A 2,231-nucleotide genomic window follows, 5' to 3' on the forward strand; every position below is an offset into this window, starting at 1 on the left:
GGCCGATCGCCGGCTGCGGCGAGGTAGCTGGCAAGCGTGGACAGCAGCATGTCGGGGCGGCTCTCGATGCGGCTGATCTCTGACTGTGCGACGCCCATGGCCTTGGCGAGGTCGACTTGGGTAAGATCGGCCGCCTTGCGTACCGCGGCGAGATTCTCAGCGTAGACGCGATCGGCTTCCGCCATCTCGGCGCGGATGACGTCGACACGTTCTGCCGCGCCGCGCCGCGCTCGCAGGCGGGCGATCCGTGTTTGTGCAGTTCCGGTCCCGACGAACGTGGTGGGTTCGGCGTTAATGGGCTGGCTAGTCATTATTGCCTCCGTCGGTCTGCCTGAGATACGCGGCGATCACCTGGTCGGCGCGGCTGCCGACACTGCTGTAGAACACGTCACCCATTTGAGCCTTGTCGTTGGCGAACAAGAGGATCATCGGCGGCGCGTCGGGTGGGAACCAGACGATCAGGCGGATGGCGATGCCGTCCCGGAAGGGGTGCGACACTCGCCAGACCTGGTATCTGCCGGACTGTCGGACGCGCCGCAGTGTCGGTGTGTCGTCCGTCGGTGGCTCTTTGAGATCTTGCAGGTATTCCAACTGTGCGTTGACGAGGTCGAGTTGCTCCTGCGCTCGGTCGTGGCCTTCGTCCGCTCGGCGTTCGAGCTCAGTCAGCCACCTGTCGAACTCGCTCGACCAGTCGATCAGCACGTCTCCAATATAGCATCAACAGCATATTAGAGTCTCTGGTGCAGTTCGCGGTCTCGTCCTTGGGCATCGACCGTTTCAGGGCGTTCTGCCGGATCCGTACAGGTCGCCGGTCGCGTCGCGCGCCCGAGTGTCATGCCAGATCCGTGCTGGACCGCACGGTGGATCGCGGGAACCTGCGGGGGTCGCGGTCAGGCGACGTCGCGACGGGAAACCACGAGCCCGCAGCTCAGCGGGATCGTGACCTCAGTCCTGGCAGTGTGGGGGTCAGGGGTTCGAGTCCCCTCGTCTCCACCCCATCAATCGGCGGACCCTGCTCACGGCGGGTCCGCCGTTTCGCGTTGGTGATGTCGTCATTCCCCGCGCACGGCTTCGCCGTGCTCCCGGTGGGGGAGCTTCGCTCCACCCACACCCCCTCAAACCCCGTACCGGGCCCGTCTTGTCGGTGCGGCCGCTCCTTTTCTCGTTGCGGCGTTGGTACGGAGTAAGCCGGCGTGAACCCGTCAGTAGTGGTAGCGGCAGGAGATGATCGTTACCTCGTCCGGGGCGACTGCATAGACCAGGCGGTGTTCGTCGTCGATGCGGCGCGAGCGCAGGCCTGCCAGGTTGTTGCGCAGGAGCTCCGGCTTGCCAATACCAGGACCGTCCGGGTCGCGTTTGATGTCGGCGATCAGTGCGTTGACGCGCCTGAGAGTCTTGCGGTCCTGTGTTTGCCAGTACAAGTAGTCGTCCCAGGCGGCGTCGGTAAAGCTGAGCTTCACGCGTCGAGGTCCAGGTCCCGTTCCGACGCCTGCCCGGAGCGCCACTGGTCGACGCTTTCCATCAGGTGCTTTGCGTTGGCGGGAGACCGGAGCAGGTAGTTGGTCTCCACGATGGCGTCCCAGTCCTCCTTGCTGACCAGGACCGCGTTGCCCCGCTTGGAGACGATCTCGATCGGCGTGTGGTCGTTGTTGACCTGCTCGATGAGCGGGAACAAGCTCTTGCGTGCCTCGCTGGCACTGATCGCCGCTGTCATGTCATCCTCCCCAGGAGGCTCTCGTACCGGATATGGTACCAGCTTGGGTGGCCATGTGTACCTGCCGTGGTACAAGAAGTTCCGCGTGGTCAAGCACTGTGAGACCGGTCCTGGCAGTGTGGGGGTCAGGGGTTCGAGTCCCTCATCTCCACCCATCGATCGGCGCTCCCTGCTCAAGGCACGGAGCGCCTTTCGCGTCTGCGATGGGTGGGTCATTCGCGCATGACTGCGTCATGCTCCCCAGCGGGAGAGCTCCCTCCAACCCACACCCCCTCAACCCCGTGCCCGGGGTCCGACGTCGCTGGATCAGTGCTCTGGTCTCGTTGCGGCGTTGGTACGTGGTGAGCCGGCGTTCGCCGGGCGCGGGGGAAGGCCGTCGTGGGTTCTCCTGCCGCGGCAGTCGGTCCCGGCTTTGCGGGCGGCGTGGAGCGGCGGGATGTCCGCCGTCAGCGCCTGATCAGGGATGTGAGGTCCACCTCGACGTCGTGGCCGGCGATGGTGACGACCACGCGTGGCC

4 protein-coding genes are annotated in these 2,231 nt (G+C 65.3%); all 4 read right to left on the minus strand.

Going from position 1 to position 2,231, the window contains the following annotated elements:
- Window positions 1–311: helix-turn-helix transcriptional regulator (locus AB0H83_RS51730; protein ID WP_360111412.1), on the minus strand; the 311-nt coding region annotated here is incomplete at its 3' end.
- Window positions 304–702: a hypothetical protein gene (locus AB0H83_RS51735; protein ID WP_360111415.1), complete on the minus strand. Its 399-nt coding sequence runs from the start codon at window positions 700–702 to the stop codon at window positions 304–306. The genes AB0H83_RS51735 and AB0H83_RS51730, both read right to left, overlap by 8 nt.
- Window positions 703–1,202: 500 nt before the next feature.
- A complete protein-coding gene (locus tag AB0H83_RS51740; RefSeq protein WP_360111418.1) occupies window positions 1,203–1,460 on the minus strand; it encodes a Txe/YoeB family addiction module toxin in 258 nt (85 codons plus the stop codon).
- Window positions 1,457–1,714 carry a type II toxin-antitoxin system prevent-host-death family antitoxin gene (locus AB0H83_RS51745; protein ID WP_360111421.1) on the minus strand — a complete coding sequence of 86 codons (258 nt, stop codon included), beginning with the start codon at window positions 1,712–1,714 and terminating at the stop codon, window positions 1,457–1,459. The genes AB0H83_RS51740 and AB0H83_RS51745 overlap by 4 nt, the downstream gene beginning before the upstream one ends.
- Window positions 1,715–2,231 lie beyond the last annotated feature (517 nt).

The organism is Dactylosporangium sp. NPDC050688 (genome assembly GCF_040654515.1).
Classification (GTDB): domain Bacteria; phylum Actinomycetota; class Actinomycetes; order Mycobacteriales; family Micromonosporaceae; genus Dactylosporangium.